Annotated in this window: 25 protein-coding genes; 8 read left to right on the top strand and 17 right to left on the bottom strand. The window is 43.6% G+C overall.

Features of this window, described 5'->3' with window-relative positions; all coding sequences use genetic code 11:
• Positions 1 to 12: 12 nt before the first annotated feature.
• The 3 genes from EZE20_RS04620 to EZE20_RS04610 all read right to left on the bottom strand — a co-directional run bounded on the left by EZE20_RS04620 (position 13) and on the right by EZE20_RS04610 (position 4,282).
• On the bottom strand, positions 13 to 888 hold the full coding sequence (locus EZE20_RS04620) for an OmpA family protein (RefSeq protein WP_132114958.1): 876 nt from the start codon (positions 886 to 888) through the stop codon (positions 13 to 15).
• A gap of 150 nt (positions 889 to 1,038) precedes the next feature.
• The gene (gene rho, locus EZE20_RS04615; RefSeq protein ID WP_132114956.1) at positions 1,039 to 2,805 is read right to left on the bottom strand and encodes a transcription termination factor Rho; all 1,767 of its coding nucleotides are present in this window, start codon (positions 2,803 to 2,805) and stop codon (positions 1,039 to 1,041) included.
• 286 nt (positions 2,806 to 3,091) lie between these two features.
• Entirely contained in the window at positions 3,092 to 4,282 is a 1,191-nt protein-coding gene (locus tag EZE20_RS04610) for a mechanosensitive ion channel family protein (RefSeq protein ID WP_132114954.1), read from the bottom strand.
• Between EZE20_RS04610 and EZE20_RS04605 the strand changes: the two genes are divergently transcribed.
• Genes EZE20_RS04605 through lptC form a run of 3 tightly spaced genes read left to right on the top strand, consistent with a single transcriptional unit; the run spans position 4,281 to position 6,916 of the window.
• On the top strand, positions 4,281 to 5,009 hold the full coding sequence (locus tag EZE20_RS04605) for a type III pantothenate kinase (RefSeq protein WP_132114952.1): 729 nt from the start codon (positions 4,281 to 4,283) through the stop codon (positions 5,007 to 5,009). The two genes, EZE20_RS04610 and EZE20_RS04605, sit on opposite strands and share 2 nt — an antisense overlap.
• On the top strand, positions 4,987 to 6,279 hold the full coding sequence (locus tag EZE20_RS04600) for a hypothetical protein (protein ID WP_228713532.1): 1,293 nt from the start codon (positions 4,987 to 4,989) through the stop codon (positions 6,277 to 6,279). Before EZE20_RS04605 ends, EZE20_RS04600 begins: the two co-directional genes overlap by 23 nt.
• 49 nt (positions 6,280 to 6,328) lie before the next feature.
• Complete coding sequence (gene lptC, locus EZE20_RS04595) at positions 6,329 to 6,916, top strand: LPS export ABC transporter periplasmic protein LptC (RefSeq protein ID WP_132115124.1); 588 nt, start codon at positions 6,329 to 6,331, stop codon at positions 6,914 to 6,916.
• A 10-nt stretch (positions 6,917 to 6,926) separates the two neighbouring features.
• On the opposite strand, the gene EZE20_RS04590 is transcribed toward lptC, so the two are convergent.
• From EZE20_RS04590 to EZE20_RS04540, 11 genes are all read right to left on the bottom strand, one after another.
• A complete protein-coding gene (locus EZE20_RS04590) occupies positions 6,927 to 7,355 on the bottom strand; it encodes a c-type cytochrome (RefSeq protein WP_132114951.1) in 429 nt (142 codons plus the stop codon).
• Positions 7,352 to 7,999, bottom strand: a complete 648-nt coding sequence (locus EZE20_RS04585) for an SCO family protein (protein ID WP_132114949.1) — start codon at positions 7,997 to 7,999, stop codon at positions 7,352 to 7,354. Before EZE20_RS04585 ends, EZE20_RS04590 begins: the two co-directional genes overlap by 4 nt.
• 27 nt (positions 8,000 to 8,026) lie before the next feature.
• A complete protein-coding gene (locus tag EZE20_RS04580; protein ID WP_132114947.1) occupies positions 8,027 to 8,461 on the bottom strand; it encodes a viral A-type inclusion protein in 435 nt (144 codons plus the stop codon).
• 19 nt (positions 8,462 to 8,480) lie between these two features.
• On the bottom strand, positions 8,481 to 10,175 hold the full coding sequence (gene recN / locus EZE20_RS04575) for a DNA repair protein RecN (protein WP_132114945.1): 1,695 nt from the start codon (positions 10,173 to 10,175) through the stop codon (positions 8,481 to 8,483).
• 110 nt (positions 10,176 to 10,285) lie between these two features.
• The gene (locus EZE20_RS04570) at positions 10,286 to 10,531 is read right to left on the bottom strand and encodes a hypothetical protein (protein WP_132114943.1); all 246 of its coding nucleotides are present in this window, start codon (positions 10,529 to 10,531) and stop codon (positions 10,286 to 10,288) included.
• A 40-nt stretch (positions 10,532 to 10,571) separates the two neighbouring features.
• Entirely contained in the window at positions 10,572 to 11,489 is a 918-nt protein-coding gene (porD, locus tag EZE20_RS04565; protein WP_132114941.1) for a type IX secretion system protein PorD, read from the bottom strand.
• Positions 11,486 to 12,694 (bottom strand): bifunctional phosphopantothenoylcysteine decarboxylase/phosphopantothenate--cysteine ligase CoaBC, encoded by a 1,209-nt coding sequence (gene coaBC / locus EZE20_RS04560; protein WP_132114939.1) that lies wholly within the window; start codon positions 12,692 to 12,694, stop codon positions 11,486 to 11,488. The genes porD and coaBC overlap by 4 nt, the downstream gene beginning before the upstream one ends.
• A gap of 101 nt (positions 12,695 to 12,795) precedes the next feature.
• Positions 12,796 to 13,110 carry a DNA-directed RNA polymerase subunit omega gene (locus EZE20_RS04555; protein ID WP_132114937.1) on the bottom strand — a complete coding sequence of 105 codons (315 nt, stop codon included), beginning with the start codon at positions 13,108 to 13,110 and terminating at the stop codon, positions 12,796 to 12,798.
• Between the two features lie 45 nt (positions 13,111 to 13,155).
• Positions 13,156 to 14,067 carry an outer membrane protein assembly factor BamD gene (locus EZE20_RS04550; protein WP_132114935.1) on the bottom strand — a complete coding sequence of 304 codons (912 nt, stop codon included), beginning with the start codon at positions 14,065 to 14,067 and terminating at the stop codon, positions 13,156 to 13,158.
• A 73-nt stretch (positions 14,068 to 14,140) separates the two neighbouring features.
• Positions 14,141 to 14,770 (bottom strand): T9SS type A sorting domain-containing protein, encoded by a 630-nt coding sequence (locus EZE20_RS04545; RefSeq protein WP_132114933.1) that lies wholly within the window; start codon positions 14,768 to 14,770, stop codon positions 14,141 to 14,143.
• A 189-nt stretch (positions 14,771 to 14,959) separates the two neighbouring features.
• Positions 14,960 to 16,582: an OstA-like protein gene (locus tag EZE20_RS04540; RefSeq protein ID WP_132114931.1), complete on the bottom strand. Its 1,623-nt coding sequence runs from the start codon at positions 16,580 to 16,582 to the stop codon at positions 14,960 to 14,962.
• Between the two features lie 154 nt (positions 16,583 to 16,736).
• Between EZE20_RS04540 and tilS the strand changes: the two genes are divergently transcribed.
• The 3 genes from tilS to EZE20_RS04525 all read left to right on the top strand — a co-directional run bounded on the left by tilS (position 16,737) and on the right by EZE20_RS04525 (position 20,971).
• Positions 16,737 to 18,080, top strand: coding sequence for a tRNA lysidine(34) synthetase TilS (gene tilS, locus EZE20_RS04535; protein ID WP_132114929.1), 1,344 nt, complete (start codon positions 16,737 to 16,739; stop codon positions 18,078 to 18,080).
• Positions 18,081 to 18,230: 150 nt separating this feature from the next.
• Positions 18,231 to 20,510: an OmpA family protein gene (locus EZE20_RS04530; RefSeq protein ID WP_132114927.1), complete on the top strand. Its 2,280-nt coding sequence runs from the start codon at positions 18,231 to 18,233 to the stop codon at positions 20,508 to 20,510.
• A 155-nt stretch (positions 20,511 to 20,665) separates the two neighbouring features.
• The gene (locus tag EZE20_RS04525) at positions 20,666 to 20,971 is read left to right on the top strand and encodes a rhodanese-like domain-containing protein (protein ID WP_228713530.1); all 306 of its coding nucleotides are present in this window, start codon (positions 20,666 to 20,668) and stop codon (positions 20,969 to 20,971) included.
• 14 nt (positions 20,972 to 20,985) lie between these two features.
• On the opposite strand, the gene dapF is transcribed toward EZE20_RS04525, so the two are convergent.
• Both dapF and rplS read right to left on the bottom strand, forming a co-directional pair.
• Positions 20,986 to 21,774, bottom strand: a complete 789-nt coding sequence (gene dapF, locus EZE20_RS04520) for a diaminopimelate epimerase (protein WP_132114925.1) — start codon at positions 21,772 to 21,774, stop codon at positions 20,986 to 20,988.
• 98 nt (positions 21,775 to 21,872) lie between these two features.
• A complete protein-coding gene (rplS, locus tag EZE20_RS04515; protein WP_132114923.1) occupies positions 21,873 to 22,235 on the bottom strand; it encodes a 50S ribosomal protein L19 in 363 nt (120 codons plus the stop codon).
• Between the two features lie 144 nt (positions 22,236 to 22,379).
• Between rplS and EZE20_RS04510 the strand changes: the two genes are divergently transcribed.
• On the top strand, positions 22,380 to 23,864 hold the full coding sequence (locus EZE20_RS04510; protein WP_132114921.1) for an NAD(P)H-hydrate dehydratase: 1,485 nt from the start codon (positions 22,380 to 22,382) through the stop codon (positions 23,862 to 23,864).
• 228 nt (positions 23,865 to 24,092) lie between these two features.
• Complete coding sequence (locus tag EZE20_RS23955; protein ID WP_165933403.1) at positions 24,093 to 24,260, top strand: hypothetical protein; 168 nt, start codon at positions 24,093 to 24,095, stop codon at positions 24,258 to 24,260.
• Between the two features lie 10 nt (positions 24,261 to 24,270).
• Here the strand turns inward: EZE20_RS23955 and feoB are convergent, their stop codons facing one another.
• Positions 24,271 to 26,403 carry a ferrous iron transport protein B gene (gene feoB, locus EZE20_RS04505; RefSeq protein ID WP_132114919.1) on the bottom strand — a complete coding sequence of 711 codons (2,133 nt, stop codon included), beginning with the start codon at positions 26,401 to 26,403 and terminating at the stop codon, positions 24,271 to 24,273.
• Positions 26,404 to 26,410 lie beyond the last annotated feature (7 nt).

Raw genomic sequence — 26,410 nt, 5'->3', positions numbered from 1 at the left:
TGGAAGAAGAAATTATTGAACAACAATGCTCACGCGACGGTTGGCACGCTTGCCTTCCGGAGTATCATTAGAAGCCTTGGGCTCAGTTTCTCCTTTGGCCACAACCATGAGCTGAGATACCGACAAACCTGCCTTTACCAAATCTTTCTTCACCTGATTGGCTCTTTTTTCTGACAGTACCACATTGCGGGCTTCGTCACCATCACTATCGGTATGGCCGGTAAGCATCAATTTTTTATCAGGATTTTCGGAAAGAAAGCGTTTGGCCTCCTTTATAAACTCAGCATTTTCGTCCGTACGAATAAAATCCGAGCTGCCTGAGGGAAAATACAGGTCAAGCGGTTTAAATACGCTTTCAAAAACTTCCGCCCTCGCAAGTGCATCTTCTGTTTGAGGGACGACTTCGGTAAAGCCAAACGAAACGCCGCTTAACAAAGAATCCTCCCGGATTTCTGCATTGCCGATCAATCGACTGCTCGTTGTGAAAATAGAATCAGGAAGTCCTTGTTTAACAAATAGTTGCTTGATGTATTCTGCGCGGGCTATTCCCAAATCAGGATATGACGTAGGATTGGATTCAAGGGCTGCATAAGCCCCAACAATAGATAATCGCTTTTGGGGATGAACCCGTAAATAACGAACCAAAGAATCCAGTTCGGGCTGAACCTGTTTGACATTTGCTTCAAAGTAAGCTTTGGCAAAATCGATAGTTCCTGCCGAATGAAGTGAAAGAGCGTTTCCATCTTCTATGTGTAGGGATGGTCTCTGAACTTCTTTTGAAATTAGCGGAGCTTCACAAAGCTCTTTTATTTTGCAAACGTGCCAATAGGTCGACAGACCGATCCATGCAAAAAGCGCAATCCACCAGGGAATTTTATAGGTTGACATAGTTTTGAGGGTTTGAGTAAAACTATGTTTAGACCAATAAACAGCCTAAATGTCACGCATTTACAATATTTTGAATAAATTTTGTAAAAAATTGCACACAAAAAAGGCCTGCTTCAAATTTTGAAGCAGGCCTCAACAGCTACCTAAATTTTATCGGTTCATCGAAATCAGAAACTCTTCATTATTACGAGTACCTTTCATATTTTCCAGTAAAAAGTCCATAGATTCCATTGGATTCATATCTGACATATGTTTCCGTAAAATCCAGACTTTTTTGAGCGTTTCTTTATCAAGTAACAAATCTTCCCGACGTGTACCTGAAGCCATAACGTCAATTGCAGGGAACATTCGTTTGTTGGACAGCTTACGATCAAGCTGTAACTCCATATTACCGGTTCCTTTAAATTCTTCAAAAATCACCTCATCCATTTTTGATCCTGTGTCGATCAGTGCGGTGGCGATGATGGTAAGCGAACCTCCTTTCTCTACATTTCGCGCAGCACCAAAGAAACGCTTGGGTTTGTGCAGGGCGTTTGCATCAACACCGCCTGAGAGGATTTTTCCAGAGGACGGAACCACTGTATTATAGGCTCGGGCAAGGCGCGTGATAGAATCGAGAAGAATGACGACATCGTGTCCGCACTCCACCATACGTTTTGCTTTTTCCAGCACGATGCTTGCCACTTTTACGTGACGATCGGCTTGTTCATCAAAGGTCGACGAGATCACCTCAGCACGTACATTTCGCTGCATATCGGTTACTTCTTCTGGACGTTCGTCAATCAGGAGAATGATCAGAAATACCTCGGGATGGTTGCGTGTAATGGCATTGGCTATTTCCTGAAGCAGAACCGTTTTACCGGTTTTGGGCTGTGCCACAATCATCCCGCGCTGCCCTTTTCCGATGGGTGCAAAAAGATCGAGAATACGGGTAGAGAACTGATCGGGGCGGGTGCTGAGGTTCAGCCGTTCCTCAGGGAAAAGGGGTGTCAGATATTCAAACGGAATACGGTCACGAATTTGTTCGGTAGTTTTTCCATTTACGGTTTCTACCCTCAGGAGGGCAAAATACTTCTCACCTTCTTTGGGTGGGCGAATCTGACCTTTGACAGTATCTCCGGTTTTCAGTCCAAACAACTTTATCTGAGATGGAGATACATATATATCATCCGGGCTGGCAAGATAATTATAGTCTGCCGATCTCAAAAAGCCATAGCCACCATCCTGCATAATTTCAAGCACCCCTTCATTGATGATAAGACCATCAAACTCACGGACATAATTATTATAATTACGCTTGATTTTATTGGTATGATCTTCCCGGGGAGGTTGTGGCTGAGTGGGCCGTTCTTGCTCATTTTGACGAGCTACCGGATGCCTTTCCGGTTTGTTTTCGGGCTCCCTGACGGGTTGCTCTTCTTTATTTTCTACCACTGCCACGGGCTCAGGCTTTTGTTCATCCGAATCGGTGGAGGGCGATACCGTTCCCAAATCTTCCGAAAGATCCAAATCTTCCCCTACTTCTGCCGAAGTATCCCGTTCGCTTGGCGCTTTATCTACTCTTCCTATCGGGCGACGCGGCGGACGACTTTTTTTGGACATATCTACCTCCTTCGCTATGGGCTCAGGTTCTGATTTCACCTCTTCCGATCTTGCCGGGCTTTCTATGGCAGTGTCTGAAAGCGTATGAAATTCAATTTCGTTGGGTTGAACTGCCGGACGGCGAGCTCTTTTTTTCTTTGGAGTATCTTTCGTCGTATCAGAAGTTTCTTCGGAAGGCATGATTGCCTGTTGGTTGAGAATTTTGTAAATAAGGTCTTTTTTGGGAAGCTTGCTGAAATCTTTTATGGCAAATTTTTCCGCAATAGTCCTTAACTCCGATAAGAGTTTTAAATTAAGTTCATCAATTGTAAGCATACAAAAATGAGAAGCAAAGCAGAACTTTACTTGATAAGTGTTTAAGAACGATTAAGATGTTTTGATTGATTCGATGAATGGGTGATTATAACAGGGGTCACGTCATGATAAACAATGATGCATTCAGAAAAGATAGGATGAGGAAGTCCTGGAACGGATAATTGGTTTGCTAACGAAAAAGAATTGTTGATTTGATAGGGCTGGAATAGGCCGCAATGTTACTGCAAAAAAATCATTTTTCAATGAGAACCAGCGTTTTTCTATAATTGAAACAATAAAAAACGGGCTAAATTTGTGGAGGATCCGGCCTGGATTCATTGCGAATATACAACTCTCTGCTCGGAAAAGCAAATCTAACCTCTTCCTGGTTTATTATTTCCAAAATTCTGATGTTTATTTCTTCCTTTACACGGTTAAACTCCCGCGGCGATTGAGTAACCACAAAGAAAGTAACCATAATTTCCAGTGCACTTTCGCCCAGTGTATCAAGTCGCACCACTCCTTGTTCTGTACTTGTTTCTGAATGTGTATCGAGTACTTCCTGTATCTGCTTCACCAGGTTTTTAATTTTTTCCAATGGAGTATCATACGCAATCTGAATTGTAAACTTGGCTCTTTTTAGACGTCTTTCGGTAAGATTATCAAGCGATTGGGACGTAAGCAGGCGATTAGGGAGCGTCACCAAACTGCCCTCAAACGTCCGTAGCCGCGTGCTTCTAAATCCTACTTTTTCGATTGTACCTTCAATTCCACCCACGATTACAGAGTCTCCGACGGTGAAAGGGCGATCGAGCATGAGGGCAAAGGAAGCAAACAAGTTTTCCAGCGTTTCGCGGGCCGCCAGGGCAATTGCTAACCCGCCAATACCTAAACTCGTCACGACGGTCAGTACATCAACGGCAAATATTCGACTCAGTGCCACAAATCCCATCGTTAGTACGAACAGGAGAATGAGCAAGTCTCTAAAAAATGGCACAAACTGATCGTCCAGCTTTGAATCTGTCAGTAGAGCCTTTTGTTTAAACACCAATCCAATGAATTTTATAAAACGAACGCCCAGCCAGGTGACTGCAACTATTGTGACAATAGCAAATAGTTTTTCAACAACCATTCCCAGGCCAAACTTCTTTCCCGGTTCAAAACCCCATTCAGAGGGCAACGACAAGCTTTGAATGGCGAGGTATACAATTAGTAATGAAAGTAAAAATTCAAACGGGGGGCGCAGCAGGCGCATAAACTCAGACCAGGGCACGTTCTCACTCTCCTTGCGTACCATTCGGAATACCAAACGGCTAAGGGTCATTGAAATTCCCTTTCGGAGAGTAAAACCTAGTAACAAAACCGCCAAAGTCCAGCAGTAACTCGCCCAGGTATTCCCTAAAAAGCTTTGTTGCAACCATTTTAATACACTTTCAACCATACTATTCCCTTTGAGGTTAGTTTTTATGCGAATAAAAGAAGAATTTTGCGGAATCATGAATATCGTCGTTGATTCGGGAAATACATATGCTAAGGTTGGGTGGTTTTCGGGTGAAAATCTGATTCGGTATAAAACCCGCCTGTCCTTTGATGAATTGCTGGAAGTAATCAGAGAATCGCCCGGTGATAACATTCTGTTTTCATCCGTTGGCCGTTCCGCTGAAGATTTCCGTCAGGCACTCCAACTAAACGTCCCGATTTTGAATCTCGACTATACAACCCCCGTCCCTGTTGAGAAAAAATACGACACTCCGCAAACGCTCGGTGCTGACCGGATAGCCGCTGCGGTGGGGGCTATGAGTGTGTTGCCACAGCAGGATTTGGTAATTATTGATATGGGGAGTTGTATTACCTATGATTTTTTAAATAGCCGTGCCCAATTTGAAGGCGGGCTGATTTCACCGGGAATGCGTATGCGATTTAAAGCCATGCATTCGTTTACTCAAAGGCTTCCTTTAATTGAGCCCGGCGAAATACCTGCTCTTATTGGAAAGAGTACCAAACACGCGATGGAAAGTGGTGTTTTGAATGGATTAATTGCTGAAATTAATGGGATTGTTGACGCATACAAAGAATTATCTCCTTCGTGTCAAGTGGTCCTATGTGGAGGTGACGCTGCCTTTTTTGAAAGTCATCTGAAACCACCCATCTTTGTAATCCCAGAACTTGTATTAATTGGATTGAACCGTATTTTACTATATAATGTCTCTTTACAAAAAAAATAAATTTCTCGCCGTTTTATTGCTCCTTACCGGACTTTCCGGCAGCTTTTTACCCGTTGCCTCTGGACAAGGATTAGGCAATTCGCCGTACACAGTTTTGGGAGTTGGTGAACCTTACAGCGACGCTTTTGCCTCCACCCTCGGGATGGGCGAAGCTGGCGTAAGTAGCTCCAACGGTATACACATCAACAACCTTAACCCTGCCTTGTGGGTACGCAATCGCTACACCACATTCGAGTTTGGGGCAATTGGACAATACAAAGAAATCAAATCAGAAAATGCATCTCAGCGTGATTTTGGTGCCAATATCGGCTATCTCGCTCTGTCGTTTCCGGTAGCGCCCAAGTGGTCATTGGGTATAAGCCTGAAACCTTACAGTTTCGTAGACTTTGAAAGCCGGACCAACGCCAAAGTTCCTGATACTATCTACGATACGTACTATTACTACTCTGGAAAAGGAGCAATCAACAAGGCTGCCTTTACCAACGCTTTTCAATTGGGTAAATATGTTAGCGTGGGATTGGAAGCATCCTATCTTTTTGGAAACGTTCGCCGGGCTTCTGAATCGCAGCTTCTCATTGGTGACGGGCGCGACTACCTCGTTAGCCGGGTGGAGCGCAACAGCTACGCTGATTTCGGATTCAGAGCAGGTACAGCTGTCCGGCTTCCTTTGAAAAAAGACAATAAGCTGAATCTCAATTTCGGTGCCACCTACGCGTTGGGCAGTGAAATGAACTCTCGGCAAACGACAAGTTTTGAATTAAGCAGCAATAGTTTTCCCGTTGGACTTCCCGATACGCTCACCAATAACACCAAAGGCGGTGTCACTCTGCCTTCTAAATACCGTGTAGGTGTAAGCCTCGAATGGCCCTACAAATTTACAGTAGCGGTAGATTATGAAAAACAAAACTGGTCAGAATACCGCAGCTTTGCCAATACCAACGACGGACTGACCAACGCCGGGCGGGTTCACGTAGGACTTGAATTTATCCCCCGCATCACGTCAACAAGGTACTTTGACCTCGCAGCTTATCGGGCAGGTTTCAGCCATGGAAAGATGCCTTTCAGTCCGGATGGAATGGAATTGAACGATACCAATTTTAGCTTTGGTGGCTCCTTTCCAATTGGTCGGGGGGGAAATTCCTTTACCTTAACCGTCATTGGCGGGCAGCGGGGCGTGGTGAGCAACAAATCAATTCAAGAACGCTACGGGCGTTTTATCCTTGGGTTGACATTGGCTGATATCTGGTTTCAGAAACAAAAAATTGATTAAACATTCTCTGATTCTTCTATCTAAACTAATTGTCGTTTGGTTGACTCGTATGGTCCAGGGCTTCAAATTCCGCTTTGCACATACCTGTGGCTTTTCCTGGTTAGGAAATGTTACGGGGGTGTTTTTACTGGTCGTTTTTTTATGGAGCTGTGAAGACGACAAAAAAGCAGATCCTGAACTTTATAAGGGCCCGATTGAGGAAGTTCACGATGTCAGGATTTTGTATAGTGAAGCCGGACAATTGCGTGTTGAAGTAAAAACTCCTGTTCAGCTCAGGTATCAAAATGAAGACAAAACGTTTCCGGATACGGTCAATATCAATTTTTTTGACCCTTTGAGTCAGCAAATTGTGACCACGCTTCGGTCAGATTCCGGCCGATTTGATCAATTGAAAAATTTATACATCGTAAAGGGCAACGTTATTGTGGTTAACAAAATCGAAAGACGGCGGCTTAAAACTCCTGAATTATACTGGAATCCTACTACTCAAAAGGTATTTACGGAAAAAGATGTATTGATTGAAAATTTGCTTACCGGCTCCTACACCAAAGGAAAAGGACTTGATGCAAGTCAGGATTTTTCCTATATGAGCATTCGGAAACCGTATGGAACGTTTGATTTTGAACCTGATTTATAAAATACCAAAGTCAAGGTTTAACCGAACATGCATTGAGCGCGGCTGTTACAGAATCAATCGGGGTATAGTTGGTTTCTTCACCCCACGTATTGTACATATACGTTACAATTTCGGCAATTTCAATATCAGCTAGCTTTGGGTTTGCAGGCATCGGGCGATTATAGGTTTTACCCGCAACGACCAACTCCCCTTTCATACCGTTTTTGATGGTACAAATTAGCTCATTCTTTGTGTAGGATTTTAGGGAAGGTAAAATTGGCGGATACAAATTGGCCATCCCTTTTCCATCGGTCTGATGACAATTGGCACAATAGACCGTATACAATTGATATCCTTCCGAATAATATTGATCCCGTTTAAGTTTTTCCGAATCCTGACATCCTGCAACCAAAATCAACAAGAACACAAGTCCCGTAGCGATTTTCCAAACGTTGTTCATTTGTATTCGGCTAATAAAATATCAATATCTTTCATCAACTTCTCTGCTCCTTCTTCGGTGGTTCCATCGTACATGCCACGTACGCGGTGCTCTTTATCAATCAAAATAAAGGCTCCGCTGTGAATATAGCCGCCTTCGGCTTCGGCATCTTCTTTGGCGGTTACGAGATAACTACCCTGCCCTATTTCATAAATTTTTTCTTTGGGACCGGTCAAAAACTGCCACTGCGTACCTTCAATTCCCAGGTCAGCCGCAAACGTTTTCAGAACTTCGGGCGTATCGTGGTCGGGATCAATAGTATGTGAAAGAATCATTACCTGCTCATTTCCTTTAAATTTTTCATACACTTTCACCATCTGTTTTTTCATCACCGGGCAAATCGTCGGACAGGTAGTAAAGAAAAAATCAGTAACATAAATTTTACCTTTTACATTTTTCTGAGTTACGGTATCCCCCAATTGATTCACAAAAGCAAAATCCGGAATTGTATGATACAGCGTATCAACCACCGTTTTACCATCCACTTCTTTGGTAATCGGCTCTCGTTCGCCTAAAATTGGTAGTTTGTTTGGGGATGTTTGGCAGGAAATAATTCCAGTGAAGACGAGTAAATATAAAGAATGTTTTATTCTTGATTTGGGCATGATAATCTATTGATAATGAAAATACTATTATTTTAAAAACTCCTTTGCAGCCTGAACGCTTTGATCCGTTTTTAGTTTTACTTCTGAGATTTTTTCTTTTTCCGATTGAAAATAACCCAAAGCATCTTTGGCGGGCAAAGCCTTTGCTGAGTCGCCACGGTATGTATACATCCACTGCATCATGAGGCTATCCGCAAGTATCAGATTACGGCTCAGATCGAGGGCTTTCAGGCGTTGTTCGGCGAAAGTAGTACTGCTCACACCTTCCTGTTGAAGGCTGTCAAGCTCATTTATTTTGGTAGACAACTGTCTTTTCAGTTTCATGATGTCAGTCATCTGAGGCATCACTTCATCGTGAATAGCCAACACTTCTTTTTCCAGCGAAGCTACCTGCTCAGCTTCCTGATTGCAGGCCATTGCCACGAAAATCAGCAAGCTGCTGAGTCCGGTTTTTAATTTCATGAGGGGTTATTATTGAGGGTTAAAATAAATTAGTTTGATTCTTTTTTTTCGATTGGTCAGCTGTTCCAAGTAATATTTCGCGGGCATTGTGAATCACAATTTCAGAGGGTTTATTCCCGCCAATCATCTGTGCAATTTCGTGAACGCGTTCTTCAAAAGTTAATTTACGAATCCGGCTTACAGTCTTTTCCGACGAATGATCTTTGTAAACAAAATAATGCGCTTCGCCCTGTGCTGCAATTTGATGCAGGTGAGTAATGGCAATAATTTGATGATTATGAGCCATTTGCCGCATCATATTTCCCATTTTTATAGCGATTTCGCCCGATACGCCGGTGTCAATTTCATCAAAAACAATCGTTGGTAATCTGCGCTTATCCGCCAGAATATACTTAATGACCATCATCAACCGCGAAAACTCTCCACCAGAGGCAACATTTCGCAATTCCTGTGGACGAATGCCTTTGTTGGCGCTAAACAGGAATGAAATAAAATCGATTCCATCAGCCGTAGGCGCAATTTCGACTACATCAATTCGGAGTGAGGCATTGGGCATGCCAAGTTCAGATAATCCTTCGCAAATATTTTTTTCAATAGAAGTCGTCACCGATCGTCGCACTGCTGAAAGTTTTTTGGCACTTTGAAGCATCTTCTCCTGCGCTCGTTCGGTTTTTAGGAGTGCTTTGGCCAGATCTTCGTCCAGGTTCATCACCTTACTCACCTTGTTTTCCAAATCCTGCTGCAAGGTCAACAGCTCAGCAATCGATTTCATTTGGTGTTTTTGCAGGAGTTGATAAATCAGGTCCAGCCTTTCTTTTACCAAAACTGTGCGGTCGTCATCCAGTTCTACCTGACCACTTGCAGACTGAATTTCATTGGCCAAATCCCGAAGTTCAATCAAGGTACTTTGAGCGCGTTCGCGCAGGGGCTCATATTCTGACACCAGTCTGCTCGCCTGACTAAGACTTCCAACGGCACTTTTGAGCATATCAAGTACCGATTGCTCAGGATTATCCAGGTACTCATAGGCCAATTGAAGACGTTCCTTTATTTCAACGGCGTTTTCAAGAATATTAAGCTCACGTTCCAGCTGATCCTGCTCCTCCGGTTGCAAGGCTGCCTCGGCAAGTTCCTGATACAAAAAATTATTGTAATCAAATTCCCTCCGCAGCCGATCAGCTTCTTGTTTGAGCGTTTCGTAGGTTTCCTTACTTTGCTTGTATGTTTTGTAATCGCTGCGATATTTCTTCAACAGCGCTTCGGTTTGGGCGTAAACGTCTACTACGGTCAATTGAAATTCATTATTCCCCAACATGATAGAATCATGCTGAGAGTGAATATCCATAAGTTGACTTGTAACCCGGCGTAAAGTTTCAAGGTTTACCGGTGTGTCATTGACAAACGCTCTGGATTTCCCAGCCTGGCTAATTTCCCTCCGGACAATGCAATGCGTTGTAAAGTCGAGTTCCTCTTCTTCAAAAATATGTTCAAGTGCATACCCTGATACATCATATACCCCTTCGATGATACATTTTTGGGTAGGATCGTATAAAGACTTTGTATCGGCCCGATTTCCCAGCAATAAGCCAATTGCTCCCAGCATGATGGACTTGCCGGCTCCGGTTTCCCCGGTAATTATATTGAGCTGAGAATCAGGTGATAATTCAAGGTGCTCAATCAGAGCGTAGTTTTTTATAAGAAGATTCGCGAGCATAGATTCGAGCTACCTAACATTGCTTTGCGAAGGTAGTTAACAATTCAACAAATCAGAAATGAAGGTGGTTCGTTGCACAGACAGCTATCTGGAAAAACCAAGGTTAAATTTCAGAGCATGGGTAGTTGCTCCTTTTTACTACTCTTTTCAAAGATGACTACTTCAACTTCGGCATATTCAAAACTGTGGATATAACCGCGCAAATCAACAAGATTAAACGATTCAGGAGTATGGTTTTTCAATCGTCCAAAAGCAGTATTTCCATCATATAATACCACGTGGAGGTCAATGCCAGTCAGTGTATTGATTTGATCCGGTAAATGGGCAGAAAACAGTCGAACCAAACGCTTGCTCATTTGGAAAAGAGTTTAAAATGAAATTTTTGTATTCAAAAACCTATTGAATCAGTTTTCGGTAAAGTTCTGTTTTGGTAGGATCCAGCGATGAAAGCATCGTATAGGCCTGTTGACGTTCGTCGGGTGAAGCTTCCCGAAAAAGATTATACAACTCTTCGGATTTAGCATCAAAAAAAGAATTAATCACCACCGCACCCGGCCTTAACTGCGCCACTTGTTTTACGGTAGTGAGCATTTCCATGGCCTTTTTTCGGGTAAGTCCGGGAGTTACCGTAATGACATCAAGCCCCAGGCGGTGGTAGGTATACATTCCCTCGCGAAAGGGTATAAACTGTTGACTCATCAGGTTCTCGACGAGCGAATATCTGTTGCGCGAATCTCCGGTAGTACTCCATGCTTTTTGAAAAGACGATGCATTTCGAGCCAAATTTGCCAGGTTAAATGCCCGTTGTAAATATGGATTTCCCCCTTGTTTTCCAAACGAATCGTAGTCAAGCGTAAGCACGATGTAGGCATAATAAGCCAGAGTAAAAGGTAGCTCGTCGGTATAATTGTTCTCATTAAAGAACATCGGGTTGTTGGGAAGAAACGTAAAATTAAAATTCCGGTCAACGAATGTAAACAAAACTGTCTCGTAGGTTGCATTATAAACCGGACGGGTGATGATCAACTGTGCATTGGCTTCGTAACTTCCCTGTGTTAACGAGCGTATAAGATTGATATTGAGTCTGCATTTGATCCGTTCTTCCGGGGCAAATTGTTCATTGGTCCAGCGGGTGTTATTGACAAACTCGCTGATATAGGTTTTGAGCTGATCCATTGATTGCGCATCCGTTTTTTGCTGTGCGATCAATTGATCAAAATTGAGATTTACTGTACAATTCAATTCCTGTGCTTTCCCTTCGGTCACCAGAAAAATCAGGCAAATACACGCATAGACTATTCCGTACTTTTTCATAGTTCACTCCATTTTTCAAGAATTATTTCAAGAATATCCTGCCCAACTTCCTGTTTGGATTTCAATTCAAACTGGCGAATGACGCCAGATTTTTCTATAACGGTAATTTTATTGGTATCGTGCGCAAATCCTGCGCCCGTATCATTCATGGAATTCAAGATTACGTAATCCAGATTTTTACGGTGCAGTTTATCGGCAGCATTAGCCATTTCGTTGTCTGTTTCAAGGGCAAAGCCAACGAGCAGTTGATGCTCTTTTTTGCGCTGCCCCAGAGTTGCCGCAATATCCACGGTTTTGGTGAGTTGCAGCTGAAACTCCGTTTCTTTTTTCTTAATTTTTCGATCCGAAACCATCCTTGGGGTATAATCGGCAACGGCGGCTGAAAAAATGGCAAGATCGCAGGCCTCAAAACGTTCCTCGCAGGCTTCATACATGTCCTGCGCGGAACGCACCTTGATCAACCTGATGGACGAATCGGGTGCAGGCATACTTACCGGACCGGAAATGAGCGTAACATCTGCGCCTGCCAACGCAAAAGCATGGGCAATGGCGTAGCCCATTTTACCGGTTGAATGATTGCTGATATACCGCACGGGATCAAGTGCTTCCTGCGTTGGTCCGGCCGTTAATATCACCCGTTTTCCCCGAGCAACCGACTTTGCGGCAAAATATTTTTCGAGTTCCTGTATAAGTATTTCGGGCTCCGGTAGCCGTCCTTCGCCGGTCAGGCCACTGGCTAATTCTCCAACTCCGGGTAAAATAATTTGGTTTCCATAAGACATCAACTGCTGAATATTTTTCTGGGTTGACCCATGCAGGTACATGTCAACATCCATGGCAGGTGCAAAAAACACCGGACACCGGGCAGACAAATAGACCGCAGTAAGTAAATCGTCACACTGACCGTTGGCGCATTTGGCCAGAGTTCTGGCAGTAGCCGGCGCAATCAGCATAACATCCGCCCACAAGCCAAGTTCTACGTGGTTGTTCCAGGTGTCATTTTCTAAACCTACATAAGCCGACAGTGCCTGACGCCTGGAAAGGGTTGAGAGCGTTAAGGGAGTTATAAAATCCTTAGCAGCAGTGGTCATAACGATCTGAACTTCGGCACCTGCTTTTACCAACAATCTCGTTAATATTGCTGACTTATAGGCCGAAATGCTTCCTGTTACACCCAAAAGAACTTTCTTACCTTTTAAATACACGGCTAAAAAATTGATTGAAATTTACTACCTGCTTAAAAAAAATGTAGCCATACAAAACATAATGTTTGTATGGCTATTCTGATTGATCATCAGCAAAAAAGTTATTTACCTTCTTCAACCTCGCGATAAGCACGGTATGTTTTTCCTTCAAGAAATTCATCAATAGCCATGCTTCCTGCCTTGGGCATACGCTCATAGAATTTCGAAATTTCTATTTGCTCGCGGTTTTCAAATACTTCTTCCAGGTTATCTACACCAGAAGCAAACTCCGCAAGTTTATTATTCAATTCTTCTTTCAATTTGCTGGAAACCTGACGGGCACGTTTCGAAATTACGGATACCGATTCGTATAAATTACCGGTAACGGCGGCTATCTTGTCGGTGTCACGCGTGATGATTGACGGATTTGTTGCCATACTATCTGATTATGTATTAATTTGATGAATGCTATATTTTAATTTTCAATTCTGAATTCCGGAAGTAGTAACCTTAGCAGGCTTAGATTCTTTACTCTGTATTTTATCTAACCTGATTTGTCTATCTTTTTCAAGCACAGCTATACGTTCCAGTTCCTGCTGACTCGTGCTGTACAATTTTTCGGCATCCCGCAAATACCCACTCTGAGGATATTTATCCACGAATTCCTGATAGTACTTAACTGCTGCCTCGTAACGTTCCTTTTGCTTTTCGGCAAAACTACTCTTGGCAAGTGTATACTGCGCATCGACTCGCAGGTAGGAAAGCTCTTCACTGTACTGAGAATCAGGGAAATCTCTTTTAAAATTATCAATTGAAATAACGGCTGATTTAAGAGAAGCTAAGTTAAAATCACTGATTTTATAGTACAATTTGGCTTTTTCATAGGCTTTCAATTCCAGCTTCTTTCTCAATTCCAGTATATATTCTGTACACTCTTTACGAAAACCGCTTTCAGGGTACGTATTGATGAAGTCCTGTAAAGCCGAGATAGCCGTCAATGTACTTGTCTGATCGAGCGTGTGTGGAGCAGAATCTTTATAGAGCGAGAATGCATGCATATAAAAAGCTTCCTGCGCATAGTCGCTTCGGGCATACGTATCATAGAATTTTTTGAACAGATACTGACTCATGTTGTACTGTTGCTGATGATACTGCGTGTAGGCGTAGTAAAACTGAGCCATTTCTGATTCGGTACTGCCTTTCAGTAGTGGAATGAGTTCCTCAAACAGCAAACCGGCATGGTAAAAATCAGCTGCCTTATAATAGTCAAGAGCTGCTTTGTACTTTTCATCGTCCGTCCCGGATTTTTGCAATTTCGAAAATTTGCCACAGGAAGAAACAAGCAAAACAGTAAGTAACAGGAGGAAATATAGGGAAGATGTTTTTTGTCGCATAGGGCCGCAAAGGTAATAAAAAAGCTACACGAATCATAACGAAAGTGTAGCCTGTAAAGTATCTGAATACGTGCTATTGCTGATGACGAACCAGCATTTTCTTGGTGGCTACTTTTTTACCTTCGATTGATAGTTGATAAAAGTAAACACCTGTTGGCATTTCTCGCGTATTGACCCGCAATTTACGATCAGACTTGTCGAGCGTATACTCTGCAACTTGTGAACCTAAGACGTTATAAATGATCACTTTGGCATCACGAAGCGGCGCAGTAACGGCATAATCAATTTCAGCATATTCACTGGCAGGATTTGGGTAAATATTCGAGACGTTGATTCGATCGCTGCTGTATAATTGCTCTTCAACTCCCCGGCTTTTTTCTTCAAAACCAAGAGTCCGGCGCTCTGAACGCTCAACCAGGGCACTGTTTGCAGATGCCTGACTATCGGCCGAAGCGGGCGCTAACTGCGCAGGATTGGTAAAAAGTAAAGCCCGGTAATAATTGGTCAGGGCCAAAGGTTTTTGCAGGGCAAGTGGCTTATATTCGATCACAGCTGGTTTTTGAACCAATGCCGGACGATCAAGGCTGGCAGGTTGCTTTTGGTAGGCCATGTTCAATCGGCTGCGATTCGCAGGCGCTTGTGCATGGGCAACTCCCCAGCCCAGTGTTAATAAAATATATGTAAAAAGTATAGTTCTCTTCATGGCGGTAATCTAGGATTTGCTCAGCAGAATTTCGTCTAAATCTGACTGATTAACACAAAAATATACAATAAAAATAAGACTTTCAAAATTTATTGTGTACGAATCTTTATTTTTTTTCAAAATTGACTAAACGGATTATTTTCCCATTCGTCTTTAAGTATTTGTTTAACAAAAATCATGCTAGAAGGTTTATTTCCCAGGCTTAGGTTTTTCTAAAACCTGCTTCGCATCAACTGTCGGGCTTTGAGATTTTTCATTTGGAGTATCTTTCTGACTCTCAATTGCTTTGGCTTCTTCTTTTTTCCAGGTGGTTTGCTCCAACGTTGGCTTATCAGCACCTCGCCAATTGAAACCTTCCAATTGCCTTTCGGCAGGCTTAATGGTTTGTGGTGGAATTAAACGTCCATCCGGTCTACCCAAAAAAGTGATTCTATACACTCTGCTATTTTTAAAAAGCAGGTTCATTTTTCCACTTTCAACCCGGTTCAAACCAATCAGTTTTTCCTCTTCATCCATGGCATAATAGGCGCTTTCCCCATTACCATCGACTAAAACCTGTTTCAATTTTCCGGCGTCATTCAAAAACGCCTGAATCGTCCGACCTTTCACCTGATTGTACTGCTTGATTAGTGTATCTTCTGAAATCACAAAAGAATTTCCTTTCAGCAGCATTCTGTTTATCTTATTATTTACCAAAAAAGCGCTAATCGAATCGGCCTCCATTTGATAACTTTCTCCCCACAGAATCGGCTCCCTGAAAAACTGTATGGTGGAGTCCGCCGTATTGTAGTAAACCGAATCGCACCTACCCTGAAAATCGGATTTAAAAATATATACATTCTTATCTCCAATCAATTTTCTTGTACTATCTACCTTATTTTCAATTGAATACAATGTGTCCGCCCGGATATATAAGGTATCAAGTGAAACAACACTTCGGACAAGCGCATGCCCATATACTTTTGAAAACCCTTCTTCTCCCCGATACACTCCTTCGTCACCTGTAAGCAACGTTTGATCTTCTACTGCAAAAATTTCTACATTTCCCCGTGCAAAACCTCGCTTTTTTTGACCATCGTAAAACAGCGTATCGCCCGTTAATGTATACCCTTCATTTTGAACAGTGGTCCGGGTACTAAAACTCGACTCTCCGGTTTCGGTGTTATACTGTCCACGCTTCGCAAGCAAAGTTCCGTCTTTGTTAACAATTTTTGTTGGCCCATTAAAATAGGACCATTTCGTCAACGAGTTATATACAAGTGTATCCGTTGTTAAGGTGTATTTTTCATTAACCAATTTAACATTCTGATAGTAATCGAATATTTTTGTTCTCGTATTATAAATTCCCTCTTTGCTTGTCAATACACTCTCGGCATCAACCGTACGGCCGGGAGTTCGGTAATAGGCCAATCCGTTTGCCATGTCGTACTCCAATCGGGAAGAAGTCAGGGTACGTTTTTTATCGGTCAGGACGGCCTTTCGTCCACTCATGATGGCAAGTCGGGTATTTCCGTAGTAAAACAGAGTATCGCCCGTCACGGTGATAGTGTCTCCCTGCACAATTTTCACATTTCCATAGGCTTCAATCATATTACTTGCCACATTTTGGACCGCAAGGTCGCAATACAAAATCGAGCCTTTATGCCGGAAACGTACGTTATTTATGACCCGCCGGATTTCCATGCCGTTTTCATTCAGCAAAGTCAGGCTATCAGCGCCCGGCAGTAATTCCACCTTTTCATTGGCTGATTGCGCCCAAGTAAGCAACGAATTAAGGCACAAGCCGATAATTAGTAAATATGTATTTTTCATTTTGTACTTCTGACAATAAAGAGCACTTCCAGTTTAAAAGGGTTGCACTGATTTGACAAATATTTTAATCGATTCTGCCACTAATAGATTCTGTCTACCTTTGCATACCCTTTCAGGTTGCGTACAAAATTAGGTGTTCGCTACGCCACTGCCTATGCTAAACGATTTTTTAACTTTTATTAACTCCCAAAAGTTAGAGCTACACGCTGCTCCCACACTGCTTGCCATCAGTGGCGGAGTCGATTCGGTAGTGTTGGCAACTTTGTTTAAAGAGGCCAATTTGCCATTCATTTTGGCTCATTGCAACTACGGTCTTAGAGGAAAAGAATCGGACGACGACGAAATTTTTGTCAGGCAGTGGGCTCATAAACACGGTGTCACACTTTTTGTCGCTCACTTTGAAACTGAGCTCAAAGCAAAAGAAGAGGGAATTTCCATTCAAATGGCCGCGCGAGACCTGCGGTACACCTGGTTTTCAGAACTCCGGCAGCAGATTAAGTATCAGTATCTCGCTACTGCTCATCATGCCGACGATGCCATCGAAACCGTTCTTCTGAATCTCACACGAGGAACAGGTTTAGCCGGCTTGACGGGCATAGCGCCGGTCATGGGCCACACCATCCGTCCATTGCTTTTTGCTTCAAGGCAGGAGATTCTTGCTTATGCTCAGCAGCAAAATATTTCCTGGCGCGAAGACAGCTCAAACGCCACGGATCATTACCGCCGAAATCTGATTCGGCATCAGGTACTACCCGTTCTACAATCAATTAATCCGTCGCTCGAAGAAACATTTCAGCGAACATCTCAGCGATTGCAGGCAGCGCATCGATTGTTGGATAAATCACTTTATGAGTGGAAAAAGAATGTAGTAAAACAGGTAAATAGAACTACATACATTCCTATACCAGAACTTTTAAAGGCTTCTGAACCGATTTTTCAGCTGCACTATTTACTGGAACCGTTTGGATTTAATTACGCCCAAACTGAGCAAATTGTGGCATCGCTCGAAGGAGAAAGTGGCAAAAAATTTCTAAGCCCGGAACATGTGCTCATCAAAGACCGTAAATATTTAATTATCAACACATTAAGCAAGGGAAAATACAATGAGGAAGCCTATGAATTAGGCGAATTGACGTCCTTATCGATACCCGAAAAGTTTACAATTCATATGCAGGAGCATACCTATTCAGATTCATTCAATTTTGATCCTGATCCGTCGATCGCTTACTTTGATCGTTCACTCCTTGATTTCCCACTAACGATCAGGCCCTGGCAAACGGGCGATTGGTTTTGTCCGCTAGGCATGAAAGGTAAGCGAAAGAAAGTGAGCGACTTACTGATTGACAGCCGCGTACCACTTCTAGCCAAGAGGGATTGTTTTCTACTTACAAATAACCGGGGCGATGTGCTTTGGGTGCTTGGATTTCGGTCAGATGAACGATTTAAAGTGAATAAAAATACAAAAAAAATCCTTGAAATAAAATTTATAAATGCCTGATTGTAAGACATTTAATAAAATTCAATTTCAGGAAATGGTGTATTTTCAAATAAAGATTTCTGGATTTTTATCTGAAAATAAATTTTGGCATTTTAATTGCTGTTTTAAGAAAAGATAAAAAACGTTTTCCTTTTGAAACTACACTATACTATGAAAACCTGCCGACAAACTTTGCTTTTGGCAGTGTCCATGTTACTACTTTCGTTAGGAGCAATGGCACAAAGCGCACGTCTTCGAACCGCTAACAAACAGTTTGATAACATGAGCTACATTAGTGCCGTGCGCGCTTATGAAGACTTTCTCAGACTCGACAAGCGGAATGACCCTTTGGAAAACCGGGAAGCTCTCGTAAAACTTGGATACAGTTACCGGCGCTTGCAGGATACCCGCAACGCAGAACGCGTGTACGGGGAGCTAATTAATAAGTATACCGATATTCCAAGTGAGGTATATTTGTATTATGCCCAATCTCTTGCCGCCAATAGAAAATATCGTGAATCGCAAAAAATGTATGCGAAGTACGGTGAAATGCAGGCGGAAGACCTCAGGGGACGAAAGTTTACGGTTTCGTACATGGATGTCGACCGATTTTATCAGGACTCTTCGTCCTACAAAGTCGATTACCTGCCACTTAATTCGCGTCAGGCTGATTTTAGCCCAATGTATTATCAGAGTGGGCTCGTGTTTGTATCTGCCCGCGATGAGACCGGAGTTGTGAAGCGTGTATTTAATTACAATCAGACACCGTTTTTAGACCTGTACTTCCACCCGGATACGGCACAGCTCAAAGGTACTCCCGAACCAACCAGCGAAACAGCAACACTTGGTGGCGGTGATCTTGACAAAACAGATGCTAAATCTGCAACTGCTGAACCTGCAACGCTTACAAAAACGGAGGTTTTCAGTCGTACACTAAATACTAAATATCACGAAGGTCCGATGACATTTTTCAAGGACCAAAAACGCATCATTTTCACCCGAAACAACGATGACAAAGGCAAATCGGGGAAAAGTAATGAAGGTGTTCGCAAATTGAAATTATTCTATGCTGAACAGGATGATAAAGGCAAATGGGTCAATATCAAAGAGTTGCCCTTCAATTCCAAAGACTATTCATGTGGTCATCCCGCTCTTTCGGCAGATGATTCCAAGCTTTATTTTGTATCTGATATGCCAGGCGGCTACGGCGGCACAGACCTGTATGTGGTTGATTATAAAGATGGTCAGTGGGGAACACCTGTCAATATGGGTCGCGAAATTAATACCGAAGGAAATGAAATGTTCCCTTTTGTAGATTCCAATAACCTGTTATATTTCTCCTCTGACGGGCATGAAGGATTAGGGGGATTAGATGTTTTCATGGCTGAATTGAAGGACGACATCGCTCTTCAGGGAGTACAAAACCTGGGGGCTCCTATCAATTCCGAGCGGGATGATTTTGGGTTTATTACTGATGCAAGCCGTACGTCCGGTTATTTTAGTTCTAACCGTAAGCGAGGGGCTTCTGACGATAATATTTACAGCTTCCGCCGCATTTGTAAACAGCTGAATATCTATGTTTATGATGCCAAAACAAAGGAGCCAATTGAAACTGCTGATGTACGAGTGGTTAAAGGGGGAGTAAATCAGGAATTGCAGCAAACGGGCATGGATGGCAGCATTCGTATGTGCCTCGACGCAGGCGCTGAGTATGAATTTAAAGCCATAAAAGAAGGATACGCAGCCAATAGCCTCAGGTTCTCAACGCTTACCCAGTCATCAAACCCTACCATGGGATTGGCTATTTACCTTGAACGCAACGAAAACACCTCTATCGTAAAAGGAGTCATTCGTCGGGAAGTAGATCAACAGCCCGCTGATGGTGTGAAAGTTACGTTGAGAAATGAAAAGAAAAATTCGGAAAAAACTGTAACAACCGGACCTGATGGTGGCTATGAATTTGACATGGATCCAAATTCAAATTATACCATCAAAACTGAAAAAGACCGCTACGCAAGCGATCAAAATCAGATTCGGACCCGAAAAAAAGGAGAAATTGTTGAAAATAATGTCGGAATTTATGGCGAGGGAGACGTTTTCAGATTGGATAATATCTATTACGATCTCGACAAATTTTTCATCCGTCCTGACGCTGCCAAAGAATTGGATCGGGTGGTTTCTTTACTAAAAAAATACCCACAAATGGCGGTGGAGCTTCGCTCGCACACCGATAGCCGGGCAAGTGATGACTACAACAACAAACTCTCTGAACGTCGTGCCCGTGCTGCCTATGATTATCTGGTGCGGCGCGGTGTGAGTCCGATGCGCTTGGTTGCCAAAGGCTACGGCGAAAGTCAACCTGTCAATGAATGCGCTGATGGAGAGAACTGCACTGAAAGCGAGCATCAGCTAAACCGCAGAACCGAGTTTAAAATCTTGACGGTTCAATAAGAAAAAAGGAAGTTTAAGGTTTCATATGTAGAAAAAAATAGCGCTTTCTGAGAAAGCGCTATTTTTGTTTTTAATTCACCAAATTTGACAAGAATACCTTAGTTCTCAGATTCGGTGAGGAAGTAAAAAAATTGAAGCTTTAAATTACCTTCTGCGTGAATAAACATACTTATCTGGACATCCTGCTTCCCGAAATAAAGATGCTTCTGACCCAGCCGCACACAGTTTTGGTGGATGTGCGTGAACCCTGGGAATTCGAAGAGTTTAATGAAGGTGGAATTAATATCCCGCTTTCTCAGATCCGGCAACGGAGGCACGAGCTGGAACCGTTCCAAACCATTGTTGTGATTTGTACCAATGGCGTTAGAAGTAAAGTAGCCGCTATGGATTACACACGGGTGGCGTCATGGAGCGACAAAACTATTTTACACGTGAAAGGCGGGATTCTGGAAGCAGAATAAAAATTTTGAAAGGTTCAGGAAACCTGCACTTCGCCATTAAATACCCGTTTTGCCGGCCCAATCAGGTAAATTGAATCGTAAACCTCCGGGGCAATTTCTTGAAAAGTAACACATAGCGATCCGCCGGGTGTGTCGATTGTCACCGGACCCTGCCATCCAAAATGTGCATGAGAGGATAGCGCACAAGCCGTGACGCCGGTTCCACAGGAGTAGGTTTCGTCTTCAACCCCACGCTCATAAGTTCTGACTTTCAGGTGATTATCCGAAACAACCTCCACGAAATTCACATTCGTACCGCCCAAAGGTCCAAAAATATCACCGTATCGGATCGTTCGTCCAAGGGTTACTACTTCGGTTTTGGCAACTTCATCAACGAAAGTTACGTAATGAGGAGAACCTGTGTTTAGAAAGTCATAGGATTCCTGCTTTTGCAAGCCTTTTACCGGGCTCATTTTGAGTTTGATTACCTCCGAATCTGCAACTGCCTCATGCGCACCATCAACGGCTATAAATCGGGTATTTTCGGCAAATATTCCAAGGTCATGAGCAAAACGAACGGTACATCGTCCACCGTTTCCGCACATACTCCCCTCGGCTCCGTCGGCATTGAAATAAACCATCCGAAAATCGTATCCTTCGGCATTTTTAAGCAAAATGAGACCGTCGGCGCCAATCCCAAAGCGTCGGTGGCAAAGATGAGCTATTAGTTCCTTAGAGACCGGAAAGGTTTCATTTCGGTCATCAAGGAGTATAAAATCATTGCCGGTTCCCTGATATTTTACAAATTGAATGGTAGTCGACATCGGAGCGGAAGTTTTTTGAAAGCTGGTTGGAATAAAAAAGCCCTGTCAGGAAAATCCGAACAGGGCCATTCAATGAATCGTACGGACAGTAGGTATGTTTACTTTGTCGTTTTCAATTCTTTAATACGTGCAGCCTTACCCTGACGACCACGCAGGTAGAACAAACGGGCACGGCGTACTTTACCACGACGAATAAGTTCGATTTTTGCAATGGAAGGAGATAGGATTGGGAAGATACGCTCTACACCAACTCCGTTAGAGATTTTCCGCACTGTAAAAGTTTCTCCGGTAGTGCTTAGGTTACGGCGTTGAATCACAGTTCCCTGAAACAACTGAATCCGCTCTTTGGCACCTTCTTTGATCTTTACGTGAATGTTAATTGTGTCGCCCGCCTTAAAGTTGGGATACTCTGCTTTACGGTTCTCGACCGTAGCTTCAACGAGTTTAATAAGTTCGCTCATGACGATATGAATTGTATAAAAATGATGATAGCTAATTTTCAGCGGACGGGGTGACGCCCCTTCATTCAAAACAGCTTTGTAAAAAACGAGTGCAAAGATAAAAGTACTTTCCCGTATAAAAAAGGATTCACTATTTTTACATCTATGAAAATTCTTAATGCCGCCCAAATCCGCGCCTTAGACGCCTACACCATTCAGAATGAAGGTATTTCTTCTTTCCAATTGATGGAGAGAGCTGCGCGCGCGTTGATCCGCTGGATCTGCGAACGCTATGATAATCGTCAAAAATTTATTGTGTTTTGCGGGAAGGGAAATAACGGCGGGGATGGTTTGGCCATAGCCCGAATCCTTTCCCAAAAAGGGTATTCCGTAGAAGTATTTGTTGTTGAATACTCCGAAACAGCCTCTGTGGATTTTCAAAAAAACCGGACACTATTGGAAGAATTTCTTTCTGTAAAAGTAATTAAACAAAAAGAAGATATACCCCCACTCCCCACTCAGGTTTTGCTTTTGGATGCTTTGCTGGGTACGGGTTTGTCCAGGCCGATTTCGGCAGGAATCCTGGCAGAGGCAATCAAAGCCCTGAATACCAGCCCGGCACAGGTTATTTCGGTAGACATCGCCAGTGGGCTCTATTGCGATGCGCCAAATGAGCCTACCGATCTTATCGTCCGTCCAGATCATACGGTTAGTTTTCAAATGCCCAAATTAGCCTTCATGATGCCGCAAAATGCGCCTTTTGTTGGCGATTGGCAGGTCGTGGATATTGGGCTTTCGCCTGAATTTATCCAGAAAGAGCCAACGCAGTACTACTTTACTGACGCAACGGCAGCTCAATTACTGAATCGGCATCGGCAAAAATTTTCGCACAAAGGTACTTTTGGTCATGCTCTGATGCTGGCGGGAAGTTATGGCAAAATGGGCGCTGCAATTCTTGCCGGTAAAGCCTGCCTCCGATCAGGGGTTGGGCTCCTGACCGTACATACTCCTCGCTGCGGCTACGAGATTATGCAAATTACTCTTCCCGAAGCAATGACCTCGGTTGATCTTCACGAACAGTGTATGACCACCCTACCTGCTTTGGAACCATATAGCAGCCTTGGCGTAGGGCCAGGTCTGGGAAAAGATCCACAAACCGTACGTGCGCTCGAAACGCTGAGTAGACAATCGGCTATCCCGATGGTGTGGGATGCTGATGCGCTGAATATTTTGTCGGAATATCCGGATCTCTTGAAAAACCTTCCTGAAAAAACTATTTTAACCCCGCATCCCAAAGAATTTCAACGATTGGCGGGGGCCAGCAAAAATGATTTTGAGAGATTAGCTCTTGCCCGGGATTTTGCCCAATCCCATCAGCTAGTCCTGTGTCTTAAAGGCGCGCATTCTGCCGTTATTCTTCCCGATGGAATGGTTCATTTCAATGCTACCGGCAATGCAGGCATGGCCACCGGAGGCAGCGGGGATGTACTGACCGGAATCCTTACATCTTTACTGGCGCAGGGTTTTTTACCCGAGGACGCCGCCCGCTTTGGAGTATATCAGCATGGTTTAGCCGGCGACAGAGCAGCTGCTGCCCGCTGTGAGGTATCGATGATTGCTTCTGATATTGTGGAATATTTAGGATGGTAGCTTACCAGGTGTAGAAATGAGTACACATTTTTATACAAATCCATTTTTTTCTTAAATACTTCCAACCTTTCTGCAACCAGGCTTCTCTTTTATTCGTACATGTTTTGTGTAGGTAAAATCACCTGTTTTATGTAAACAGGTACTTTCCCTCATGCTTTTCAGGGAGCTAAGCACGAAATTTGTAGAGTATGAAAAACAGTCAAGCACCATGTTAACACATCAACACGTATGAAAGAACTTACGCACAAAAGTTGGGGCGGCCTTGCTCCCAGCAAAAAGACTCAACGGTTTAGCCTTGATCAAACTACGCTATTAAGCGGTTTGGCCATACTTATTTTCGCTTACATTATCCTTCGGTTTATTTACCCGCTGATTGATAAAGGGGTTTTGTGGTAGAACTGATGTCTCAACTTAGCAGTTGATACGTGGCCCATGCCGATCCGTACGCCAGAAACATCGTGTAAATCAGCTGAATGATGGGCCATTTCCAGCCATGTGTTTCACGATAGACCACTGCCATTGTGCTCATGCACATCATGGCAAAAACATAGAACATCAATAAAGAAAAGGAAACTGCCGGGGTGTACATAGGTCCACCTGTCTGCGGGTTCCTTTCTTGCTGTAGGCGCTTTCGGATGGTTAGTGCGTCTTCGCTTGCCTCGGCACCGATGCTATAAATTGTGGACATTGTGCCTACAAAAACCTCACGTGCTGCGAAGGAGGTAATTAATGCAATTCCGATTTTCCAATCATAGCCCAGCGGACGAATGGCGGGCTCAATAAATCTGCCGAAATGCCCGGCATACGAAGCTTCCAGCCGGGCTGAGGCCACGGCTGCTTCCTGTATAGAAGCAGATGCGCTGCTTGTCGTTTGTAAAGCTTGTTCAGCCGCAACATCCATTCGGTCGCCGGGGCCGTATGAAGCCAGCACCCACAAAATTATGGAAATGGCGACGATAATTTTTCCGGCTTCCAGTACAAACGATTTCACACTGTCAAACATAATATACCCAATATGACTCCATCGGGGAAGCTTGTAGGTAGGCATTTCCAAAATAAAATAGCTGGGCTCACGGCGGGGAATGAAGAGCGAAAAGAGCCACGCCGAGGCCAAAGCCCCCACAAGACCCAGCAGGTAAAGCCCCAGCAAAACCAGCCCTTGTAAGTTCAATATACCCAAAACAGTTTCGTCAGGAACTACCAAAGCAATCAGGATGGTGTAAATAGGCAGTCGTGCCGAACAACTCATGAGCGGCGTAACCAGAATCGTGAGCAATCGTTCGTACGGGTTGTTAATGCTCCGGGTCGTCATAATGGCCGGAACTGCGCAGGCTACCCCCGAAATTAGCGGCACTACGCTTCGGCCATTAAGGCCAAACTTACGCATCAGTTTATCCATGATGACCATCACTCGGGCCATATAACCGGATTCTTCCAGAAGCCCGACCAAGCCAAACAAAAAGGCGATTTGAGGAATGAATATGATTACTCCGCCAATGCCAGCCATGAGACCATCGGTCAGCAGATCATTTAGAACACCTTCCGGCAATGTTTTTTTTGTCCAGTCAATTGCCTCCGCCGTCGCCATATCGAGCATATCCATGGGATATTGTGCCCAGGCAAAAACGGCTTGAAAAATAACCAACAATACAAACAAAAAAGCTACATAGCCCCAGATTGGGTGTAGCAAAAAACGGTCGAGACGTCGGGTCCAGGCTGGCTGATCAATTGCTCCTTTTACGGTTTGGGCTTTTTGGACAATTGGACGCAAACGCTCGTAGCGCGTGATGGTTTCGTGGGTTAAAAAATCTGTTTTATCAAAAGAATATTTCTCAATCAATTCATCGAGTTGTTGCCGCTCAGGCCGATTCAGGAATGTGAACTCATCGTGCTGACACACGTACTGCATCGCCAGATAATTATTTTCAAGCGCATAGGTTTTCTTTACTTCTTCTACCAGCCCTTCCTGTGTTTCTAACGGATCCAAAAAATAACTCATGGCAACCTGTTCCTGCCCCAATACCCGATTGATCGCCTCTTTAAGATTTGGCACTCCTTCGCCAGTTCGGGCGTTGATACGCACCACGGGCACGGCAAAGGGCATAGCAAGCTGTACGGCATTCACCTGCAAATTCATGCTTTCGGCTACATCCAGCATGTTCAAAGCCAGAACGATAGGCAAGCCCAAATCCGCGATTTCTGTAAATAAAAGCAGGTTTCGTTGAAGATTAGATGCGTCAACCACCACGATGACTGCATCGGGATAATCGGGATGTTGGGGATTAGCCAAAATATCCACGACAACCTGTTCGTCACGGGATTTTGGATAAATGCTGTATATCCCAGGCAAATCAATTAGTGTGGCATCGGCCTGCTTTCCATCCGGAGAAGTATATCGTAGAGTACCAAATTTTTTCTCTACCGTCACACCCGGAAAATTTCCGGTTTTCTGACGCAGACCCGTCAATTGATTAAAAAGGGTAGATTTCCCTGAATTAGGATTGCCGATCAGGGCAATTTTATTTTGGGAGGATTTCAAGTGATTG

This window comes from Arundinibacter roseus, assembly GCF_004348825.1.
Lineage (GTDB): Bacteria > Bacteroidota > Bacteroidia > Cytophagales > Spirosomataceae > Arundinibacter > Arundinibacter roseus.
The sequence above is the reverse complement of the archived record's forward strand: the minus strand, read 5'-3'. Positions and strand labels throughout refer to the sequence as shown.

What these genes read in the sequence shown, in the direction of transcription:
- EZE20_RS04510 (WP_132114921.1), top strand. Translation starts at nt 22,380, where the DNA reads ATGAAAATTCTTAATGCCGCCCAAATCCGCGCCTTAGACGCCTACACC.
- EZE20_RS23955 (WP_165933403.1), top strand. Translation starts at nt 24,093, where the DNA reads ATGAAAGAACTTACGCACAAAAGTTGGGGCGGCCTTGCTCCCAGCAAA.
- rplS (WP_132114923.1), bottom strand. Translation starts at nt 22,235, where the DNA reads ATGAGCGAACTTATTAAACTCGTTGAAGCTACGGTCGAGAACCGTAAA.
- EZE20_RS04605 (WP_132114952.1), top strand. Translation starts at nt 4,281, where the DNA reads ATGAATATCGTCGTTGATTCGGGAAATACATATGCTAAGGTTGGGTGG.
- EZE20_RS04550 (WP_132114935.1), bottom strand. Translation starts at nt 14,067, where the DNA reads ATGCGACAAAAAACATCTTCCCTATATTTCCTCCTGTTACTTACTGTT.
- EZE20_RS04540 (WP_132114931.1), bottom strand. Translation starts at nt 16,582, where the DNA reads ATGAAAAATACATATTTACTAATTATCGGCTTGTGCCTTAATTCGTTG.
- tilS (WP_132114929.1), top strand. Translation starts at nt 16,737, where the DNA reads ATGCTAAACGATTTTTTAACTTTTATTAACTCCCAAAAGTTAGAGCTA.
- porD (WP_132114941.1), bottom strand. Translation starts at nt 11,489, where the DNA reads ATGAAAAAGTACGGAATAGTCTATGCGTGTATTTGCCTGATTTTTCTG.
- EZE20_RS04580 (WP_132114947.1), bottom strand. Translation starts at nt 8,461, where the DNA reads ATGAAATTAAAAACCGGACTCAGCAGCTTGCTGATTTTCGTGGCAATG.
- rho (WP_132114956.1), bottom strand. Translation starts at nt 2,805, where the DNA reads ATGCTTACAATTGATGAACTTAATTTAAAACTCTTATCGGAGTTAAGG.
- EZE20_RS04530 (WP_132114927.1), top strand. Translation starts at nt 18,231, where the DNA reads ATGAAAACCTGCCGACAAACTTTGCTTTTGGCAGTGTCCATGTTACTA.
- dapF (WP_132114925.1), bottom strand. Translation starts at nt 21,774, where the DNA reads ATGTCGACTACCATTCAATTTGTAAAATATCAGGGAACCGGCAATGAT.
- EZE20_RS04610 (WP_132114954.1), bottom strand. Translation starts at nt 4,282, where the DNA reads ATGATTCCGCAAAATTCTTCTTTTATTCGCATAAAAACTAACCTCAAA.
- EZE20_RS04555 (WP_132114937.1), bottom strand. Translation starts at nt 13,110, where the DNA reads ATGGCAACAAATCCGTCAATCATCACGCGTGACACCGACAAGATAGCC.
- EZE20_RS04570 (WP_132114943.1), bottom strand. Translation starts at nt 10,531, where the DNA reads ATGAGCAAGCGTTTGGTTCGACTGTTTTCTGCCCATTTACCGGATCAA.
- EZE20_RS04620 (WP_132114958.1), bottom strand. Translation starts at nt 888, where the DNA reads ATGTCAACCTATAAAATTCCCTGGTGGATTGCGCTTTTTGCATGGATC.
- EZE20_RS04545 (WP_132114933.1), bottom strand. Translation starts at nt 14,770, where the DNA reads ATGAAGAGAACTATACTTTTTACATATATTTTATTAACACTGGGCTGG.
- lptC (WP_132115124.1), top strand. Translation starts at nt 6,329, where the DNA reads ATGGTCCAGGGCTTCAAATTCCGCTTTGCACATACCTGTGGCTTTTCC.
- EZE20_RS04585 (WP_132114949.1), bottom strand. Translation starts at nt 7,999, where the DNA reads ATGCCCAAATCAAGAATAAAACATTCTTTATATTTACTCGTCTTCACT.
- recN (WP_132114945.1), bottom strand. Translation starts at nt 10,175, where the DNA reads ATGCTCGCGAATCTTCTTATAAAAAACTACGCTCTGATTGAGCACCTT.
- EZE20_RS04590 (WP_132114951.1), bottom strand. Translation starts at nt 7,355, where the DNA reads ATGAACAACGTTTGGAAAATCGCTACGGGACTTGTGTTCTTGTTGATT.
- EZE20_RS04600 (WP_228713532.1), top strand. Translation starts at nt 4,987, where the DNA reads ATGTCTCTTTACAAAAAAAATAAATTTCTCGCCGTTTTATTGCTCCTT.